Origin of the sequence: Curtobacterium sp. MCPF17_046 (assembly GCF_003224295.1) — a bacterium.
In the GTDB taxonomy this organism is placed as follows: domain Bacteria; phylum Actinomycetota; class Actinomycetes; order Actinomycetales; family Microbacteriaceae; genus Curtobacterium.
The window spans coordinates 64,552-71,581 of the sequence record NZ_QKLB01000016.1 but is presented as its reverse complement, the minus strand read 5'-3'; the positions used below and the strand labels follow the sequence as shown (position 1 = coordinate 71,581).

Genomic DNA, 7,030 nt, shown 5'->3' with positions numbered 1-7,030 from the left:
TCCGCGTCGATCTGTCGGTTCCGCGCAGTGGTCCGGCGCTGCGCCAGCGCGCTCAGGCGGTGCGGAGTGCGGCCGCCCCTGCGGTCCAGCCTGCACGGGCCCGCGCGACGACGGTCACCACGAGCACCACGGCGACGGCGACCAGCGCGGCGACGGCTGTGGGCACCGAGACGAGCGGCCCGTCGAGCCGCGCGACCGCGACCCACGCGAGCCCCCAGCCGAGCGACAGGGCCGGGGCGATGCGACCACGGCCGGTCACCCCGACGAGGACGCCGACGAGGCCGGCCACCGCTGCGACCGCCACACCCCACACGTCCTGGCCGAGGCCGAGGCCCCGGAACCCCGCAGCCGTCAGGACCGCGGCCGTGTTGGCCGCCGTCGCCACGCAGACCCATCCGAGGTACAGCCCGAACGTGCCGTCCGTGACGACCGCCTCGACAGGGCCGGACGGCCTGGTGCGCCGGAGCACCACGAACGCCCATGCCAGGACGCCGAGCAGGGCGAGGATGATCGGCTCGCTCAGCCAGAGGAAGCCGAACTGCACGGACAGGATCCACGCCGCGTTGAGGAGCAGGGACAGGGTCGCGGGCACGGCGAGGCGGTCGTGCCGGGCCTGGTCGTCCCGACGGGGGAGGAACTGCCAGACGGCGAAGGCGACGAGCCCCACGTAGATGACGCTCCAGATGCCGAATGCGGGCCCACCGGGGGCGATCGCCGTGGACGATGCCGAGAGCGCGCCGTCGGCCGCCTCGGCGATCGGGGTGCCGCCCGCGGCCCCGGACCCGATGAACGAACCCACCACGGCGACCACCGTGCTCACGGCGATCATGACCTTCCGCATCCAGCGCATCGTGCTCCCTTTCCTCAGCATGCTGATGACCAGGACGCTACGCCGCCCCGTCCGCGATCACGCAGCCGCTGCCCAGGGTGCGTACGGTGGTGCCGTGACCGTCGAGCTGAACACCGTGTACGTGGACCGGATCGCCCCGACGACGAGTCCCTCGCTCGACGAGAGCTTCACGATGATCGCGGAGCACGGTGCCTCGGCCTGCATCGTGCTCGATCGGCCGGACGCCGAGGAGCTCGGTGATGTCGCGGTCGCCCTCGGCCTGCACGAGCTCGCGGTGGAGGACTCCGCCGAGGGACACCAGCGACCGAAGCTCGAGCGGTACGGATCGACGCTCTTCGCGGTGCTCAAGCCCGCGGTGTACCGGGACGCGGCCGAGGAGGTCGAGTTCGGCGAGGTCCACGCCTTCGTCGGCGAGGACTTCTTCCTCGCGGTGGTGCAGGCCGACCCCAGGGGTGAACGAGCGGTCCCGCGCGCCCTGCAGCGGATGAGCGGCAAGCCCGGTCTCGTCACCGCCGGGCCCCAGGCGCAGCTCTGGGCACTCATGGACTCGATCGTCGACGACTACCGGCCGGTCATCGACGGGCTCGAGGAGGACATCAACCAGATCGAGGGACAGCTCTTCTCGGGCGAGGCCGGCGTCTCCCGCCGTGTCTACGAGCTCTTCGGTGAGGTGGTCGACTTCCAGCGCGCCGCACGCCCACTCATCCGGATGATCGAGGACCTGCACCGCGGTGCCGAGAAGTACCACCTGCCCGTCGAGCTCCAGCGCCGGTTCCGGGACGTCCTGGACCACGTCATCCGGGTCGTGGAGCGGCTGGACACCTTCCGGCAGCTCCTGCAGAACGCGCTGACGGTCGACTCGACCCTGGCGGCGCAGAAGCAGAACGACGACACGAAGCGGATCTCCGGCTGGGCGGCGATCCTGTTCGCCCCGACGCTCATCGCCGCGGTCTACGGGATGAACTTCGAGCACATGCCGGAGCTGTCCTGGACGTGGGGGTACCCGCTGTCGATCGTGCTGATGGTCCTGTTCGCCGCGGTCCTCTACGCGGTGTTCAAGGTCAAGCGCTGGTTCTGAGGACCCGACCGCCCACCCGCTCGGACCGGTGTCGTCGCTCCCCGCCGTCGTGCCCGACCGCGTCACCGCGGTCTGACGTCGCAGCCCGGCTGGGAGGCCCGGATCACCGCCTCCGGACCGGTGCCGGACCCGGGACGGCGCGTCGGGCCTCCCGGCCGACCCATTGACGAGCGCGCCGACGCGCGCCGACGCGCGCCCGCTACGCTTGCCGACATGCCACACAACGGTCTCGCCGCTCCGGCCTGGGCGCTCAAGCTCGCCGTGGTCACGGGGCTCGTCGGCGTCGCCGGCGGGGCCGCCGGGATCGCCGTGTGGCTCGCGCTCCAACTCATCCAGTTCGTCGCCTTCGGCTACGCCTTCGGCGGGCACCGGGAGGCGGCGGACGCACCGTCGGCGCTGAACCGTTTCCTCGCGGTCCTGGCCGCTGGCGTCCTGACGGCCGTCGCGTGGTGGGCGATCCGGCGCTGGGGGCGTCCGGTCGTCGGTGTCCCGGCCGCCGTCGCGGGCAGGCGGATGCCCTCCCTGGTGACCGTCGGCAACGCGGGCGTGCAGATCCTCGCGGTGGGTCTCGGTGCCTCGATCGGCAAGGAGGTCGCACCGCGCGAACTCGGTGCGTGGGCCGCGCAGCTGCTCACCGTCCGCGCCGGGTTGACGCCGCGCGAGACGAAGGTCCTGGTGGCCTGTGGTGCTGCCGCCGGGCTCGCAGCGGTCTACGACGTGCCGCTCGGGGGTGCGCTGTTCGCGGTCGAGGTGCTGCTCGGCGAGCTCACCCTGGCGACGGCCCTGCCCGCGTTCGTCACGAGTGCCGTCGCCGCGTTCGTCGCCCGGCTCGTGATCCCGGACGAGGTGCTCTACCACGTGCCGGCGATGCACCTCTCGCCCTCGCTGCTCGTCTGGGCGGTCGTCGTCGGGCCGCTGCTCGGGCTCGCCGGGGTCGGGTTCGTGCGGACCACGAACCGGCTGCAGGCGATCGCCCCGACCGGGTGGAAGCTGCTCGTCGTGCTGCCGGTCGTGTTCGCACTCGTCGGCCTCGTCGCGATCCCCTTCCCGGAGGTGATGGGGAACGGCCGCGCGCTCGGACTCGCCGCGATGAACGCCGACCTCGACGGGCCGACGCTGCTCGGCATGGCGCCCCTGCTCGCGCTCCTCGTCCTCGGACTGCTGAAGACCGTGACGACCGCGGCGACGATCGGTGCCGGCGCCGTGGGTGGCACGCTGACCCCCTCGATCGCGGTCGGATCGGCGCTCGGCGGTTTCCTCGGGGCCGCCTGGATGCTGCTCTGGCCGACCGACGGCGGCAGCCTGGCGGCCTTCGCGTTCGTCGGCGCGGCCGCGTTCCTGGCCACCACGATGCGCGCGCCGTTCACGGCCCTCGTGCTCGTCGTCGAGTTCACGCAGGAGGGCACCGACATCCTCATCCCTTCGCTGCTGGCGGTGAGCGGAGCCGTCGCCGTCGGCTACGTCCTGGCCCGTCGGCGCAGTGCGCAGATGGCCTGAGCCGAGCCGCGCCGCGCCGCGCCGCGCCGCCCCGCGGCACCGTCGACCGGTCCGGTGCTGGGCATCCGGTGGACGGCCCGGACCAGGTGGCCGCACGCTGGTTAGCATCGGCGCCAGGACGCGGGGCACGAGGTCCCGCCCGATCGACGAGGAGCAGGTCATGGCAGGGTTCGACGACATCACGAAGAAGGCCCAGGCGCTGCTGCAGAACGGCAAGGTGCAGGACGCGCTGAAGAGCGAGAAGGCCGAGGGCGTCAGCGACAAGGTGTTCGAAGGGGTCGCCGACGCCGTGAAGAAGGCCACCGGTGGCAAGTACGACGACAAGATCGACGCCGCCCGCGAGCAGGCCGACAAGCGCGTCGGGAACGAGTAGCGCCCGCGCGGTGCCGGCCCGACTGGACGCTGCCGGGAAGAACGACCACCATTGACGGGTTGTCTCCCGGAGACGTACAGGAGGGCCAGCACCGTGACGATCGTTGCACCAACGCCGACGGACGACTTCGTCGCACCGCTCACCGAGGACGAGGTCCTCCGCATCCGGGCGGACTTCCCCATCCTCCAGCAGGAGGTGAACGGGCAGCCGCTGGCCTACCTCGACTCCGGCGCGACGGCCGAGCGGCCCGTGCAGGTCCTCGACGCCGAACGGCGCTTCCTCGAGCAGGACAACGCGGCCGTGCACCGCGGTGCCCACACCCTCGCCGCGCTGAGCACCGACGCCTACGAGGACGCCCGCGCCACCGTCGCCCGGTTCATCGGGGCCACCAGCCCGTCCGAGGTCGTCTGGACCGCCAACGCCACCGACGCGCTCAACCTCGTCGCCTACGGCCTCCGCAACGCCAGCGCCGGACGCGGCGGTCCCGAGGCGGACCGCTTCCGCATCGGCCCCGGGGACGAGGTCCTGGTGACCGAGGCCGAGCACCACGCGAACCTCGTGCCCTGGCAGGAGCTCGCTGCAGCCACCGGTGCGACGCTGCGCTGGGTGCCGGTCGACGACGCCGGGTGCTGGAGCGCCGAGGACGCCGTCGCGCTCGTCACCGAACGCACCCGGGTCGTCGCGTTCGCCCACGTGTCGAACGTCACCGGGATGATCGCCCCCGTCGCGGAGCTCGTCGCGGCGGCCCACGCCGTCGGGGCGCTCGTCGTGCTCGACGCCTGCCAGTCCGCACCGCACCGGCCGCTCGACGTCCGTGCCCTCGACATCGACTTCGCCGCGTTCTCCGGGCACAAGATGCTCGGCCCGAACGGGATCGGCGTGCTCTGGGGTCGGCAGGACCTCCTCGACGCGCTTCCGCCGTTCCGCACCGGCGGCTCGATGATCACCACGGTGACGATGGACCACACCGACTTCATGCCGGCCCCCGAACGGTTCGAGGCAGGCACCCAGCCGGTCTCCCAGGCCGTCGCGCTCGCCGAGGCCGTCCGCTACCTCGAGCACATCGGGATGGACCGGGTGCAGGCGCACGAGGAGCACCTGGCGCAGCGGATGCTCACCGGCCTCGCCACCGTCCCCGGCGTCTCCGTCGTGGGTCCCGCTGCCGGTGTCCCGCGCAGCGGCCTCGCGTCCTTCGTCGTCGACGGGGTGCACGCGCACGACGTCTCCCAGTACCTCGACGCGCAGGGCATCGCGGTCCGCTCCGGCCACCACTGCGCGCAGCCGCTCCACCGTCGTCTGGGGCTCACCGCCACGAGCCGCGCGAGCACGTACGTGTACACGACCGACCAGGACGTCGACCGCTTCGTGACCGCGGTCGGCGGGATCCGTCGCTACTTCGGTGCGGAGGAGTCCGCGTGAACGGCCTGGACGGTCTCTACCAGCAGGTGATCCTCGACCACGCGAGAGCCCGTCGGGGCGACGGTCCGATGCCGGATGCGGACGCCGAGCACTTCGAGCGGAACCCGACGTGCGGTGACGAGATCACCGTGCGGCTCCGACTCGAGCCCGGGACCGACCGGATCGCCGCCGTCGCCTGGCAGGGGGACGGCTGCTCGATCTCGATGGCGTCGGCCTCGGTCCTCACCGACATGGCCGTCGGCCGGACCGTCCCGGAACTCCTGACCCTGACCGAGGCGTTCCGCACGATGATGCGCTCCCGGGGCGTCGGCGAGCCGGACGAGGACGTGCTCGAGGACCTCGTCGCCTTCCAGGGTGTCTCGAAGTTCGTCATGCGGGTCAAGTGCGGCATGCTCGCGTGGGTCGCCGCCGAGGCGGCGGCGCAGCAGGCGGTCGCGGCGGGCTGACACGGGCGCGGGGCGGGCGCGGCCCTCGGCGGCGGTCCACCGGACGGGAGGCGCGGTGCCAGCGGGTGCCGTTCCTCCCGTCCGGCGTCCTGCTTCCCGTAGCCTGCACCGCATGGCGGAAGAGGGGCACGAGCGGACCGGGCGCGAGCTCGTGTTCCTGCACGCGTCGAACCGGAGTCCGAGTCGGGCCTGGTCCTCGGTGGGGACACTGCCCGGCGCTCGCTTCGCGGCGATGCCGGGGTACGACGCCGGTCCACCGGTGTGGTTCGAGCAGGACCGGTGGGAGCGGCGGCTCCTCCGTGCGTGCGGCACCGGCAGTGCGGTCGTCGCCCACTCCTTCGGCGGACCGGTCGCCATGCGCGCCGCTGCGCGTCGTCCGGACCTCGTCAGCGTGCTCGTGCTGTTCGAGCCTGGCGCCTACGCGCTGGCACGGGGGCACGCATCGGTCGAGGAGCACGTCCGACGTGTGCAGCCGGTCCTCGACCAGGCGAGCCTGCTCGCGCCTGCGCAGTTCGCCGTCGCGTTCACCGCGGCACTCACCGGTCGGAGCCCCGCACCACCGAGGGACGCCGATGCCCTCCTCGCGGCGGAGCGGCAACGTCGGCTGCCGGGACCGTGGACGCTGGACACCCCGGAGCGTCCCGGCGTACCGACACTGGTCATCACAGGAGGATGGAACGACGAGTACGAGACGATCGCCTCCCGGATCGCCGACGCCCGTCACGTGACCCTCGTCGGACACGGCCACCGACCGCAGGACCATCCCGACGCCGCGCGGGTCGTTCGCGACTTCCTGTCGCATCACGGGTGACGTCGCGCCGGTTCACGCCGCGACGAGTCACGGTCAGCCAGCGCTGGCGCTGTCGGCCGCGTCGCTGCGCAGTGCGCGCACCATGCTCCGCAGCAGCCGCCTCGCCGCGGCGCGGTCGTCCTCGTCGAGGTCGGCGAGCATCCGGTCCTCCACGGAGCGGACGGCGGCCGTCGCGGCGGCGAGGTCCCGGCGTCCGCGGTCGGTGAGCTGCGCTGGCATGACCCGGCCCGAGCGGGCCCCGGGCGGGCGCTCGACGACGCCGTCGCGCTCGAGGGTCTGCAGTAGGACGTTCATCGACTGCCGGGTCACGAAGGTGCCGCGGGCGAGCTCGGAGTTCGACGACCCCGGACGCTGCGCCAGGAGTTCCAGGCAGGAGTAGTGCGTCACGGTCATGCCGAGCGGGCGGAGCACGGCCTCCATCGCGGTCCGGAGCGCCGTCGCGGTCTCCTTGAGCAGGTACCCGATCGAGGTCGGGAGGTCGACGCCGTCCTGTTGACTCATGTCAGCAGTCTGACATACGCTGCTTGGTGTCAGACAACTGACATGACCAGAAGGA

Annotated in this window: 8 protein-coding genes; 6 read left to right on the top strand and 2 right to left on the bottom strand. The window is 72.6% G+C overall.

Translation table 11 applies throughout. The annotated features are described in order from the left end of the window. Positions 1–52: 52 nt before the first annotated feature. Positions 53–871, bottom strand: coding sequence for a tryptophan-rich sensory protein (locus DEJ32_RS13415; RefSeq protein WP_220033028.1), 819 nt, complete (start codon positions 869–871; stop codon positions 53–55). Positions 872–944: 73 nt separating this feature from the next. On the opposite strand from DEJ32_RS13415, the gene DEJ32_RS13410 reads away from it, so the two are divergent. The 6 genes from DEJ32_RS13410 (at position 945) to DEJ32_RS13385 (ending at position 6,474) form a co-directional block, all read left to right on the top strand. Beyond that, complete coding sequence (locus DEJ32_RS13410; protein ID WP_258369061.1) at positions 945–1,928, top strand: magnesium and cobalt transport protein CorA; 984 nt, start codon at positions 945–947, stop codon at positions 1,926–1,928. Positions 1,929–2,141: 213 nt separating this feature from the next. Continuing rightward, positions 2,142–3,425, top strand: a complete 1,284-nt coding sequence (locus DEJ32_RS13405; protein ID WP_110890109.1) for a chloride channel protein — start codon at positions 2,142–2,144, stop codon at positions 3,423–3,425. Between the two features lie 160 nt (positions 3,426–3,585). Continuing rightward, entirely contained in the window at positions 3,586–3,798 is a 213-nt protein-coding gene (locus DEJ32_RS13400; RefSeq protein WP_110824740.1) for an antitoxin, read from the top strand. Between the two features lie 93 nt (positions 3,799–3,891). Next, the gene (locus tag DEJ32_RS13395) at positions 3,892–5,217 is read left to right on the top strand and encodes an aminotransferase class V-fold PLP-dependent enzyme (RefSeq protein WP_110901619.1); all 1,326 of its coding nucleotides are present in this window, start codon (positions 3,892–3,894) and stop codon (positions 5,215–5,217) included. Next, on the top strand, positions 5,214–5,663 hold the full coding sequence (sufU, locus tag DEJ32_RS13390) for a Fe-S cluster assembly sulfur transfer protein SufU (RefSeq protein WP_110901618.1): 450 nt from the start codon (positions 5,214–5,216) through the stop codon (positions 5,661–5,663). Before DEJ32_RS13395 ends, sufU begins: the two co-directional genes overlap by 4 nt. A 112-nt stretch (positions 5,664–5,775) precedes the next feature. Beyond that, positions 5,776–6,474 carry an alpha/beta fold hydrolase gene (locus tag DEJ32_RS13385; protein WP_110901617.1) on the top strand — a complete coding sequence of 233 codons (699 nt, stop codon included), beginning with the start codon at positions 5,776–5,778 and terminating at the stop codon, positions 6,472–6,474. 33 nt (positions 6,475–6,507) lie between these two features. Here the strand turns inward: DEJ32_RS13385 and DEJ32_RS13380 are convergent, their stop codons facing one another. After that, positions 6,508–6,975 carry a MarR family winged helix-turn-helix transcriptional regulator gene (locus DEJ32_RS13380; protein ID WP_110901616.1) on the bottom strand — a complete coding sequence of 156 codons (468 nt, stop codon included), beginning with the start codon at positions 6,973–6,975 and terminating at the stop codon, positions 6,508–6,510. Positions 6,976–7,030 lie beyond the last annotated feature (55 nt).

Coding starts and splice junctions, on each gene's coding strand:
- DEJ32_RS13415 (WP_220033028.1), bottom strand. CDS start 871: ATGCTGAGGAAAGGGAGCACGATGCGCTGGATGCGGAAGGTCATGATC.
- DEJ32_RS13405 (WP_110890109.1), top strand. CDS start 2,142: ATGCCACACAACGGTCTCGCCGCTCCGGCCTGGGCGCTCAAGCTCGCC.
- DEJ32_RS13400 (WP_110824740.1), top strand. CDS start 3,586: ATGGCAGGGTTCGACGACATCACGAAGAAGGCCCAGGCGCTGCTGCAG.
- DEJ32_RS13385 (WP_110901617.1), top strand. CDS start 5,776: ATGGCGGAAGAGGGGCACGAGCGGACCGGGCGCGAGCTCGTGTTCCTG.
- DEJ32_RS13380 (WP_110901616.1), bottom strand. CDS start 6,975: ATGAGTCAACAGGACGGCGTCGACCTCCCGACCTCGATCGGGTACCTG.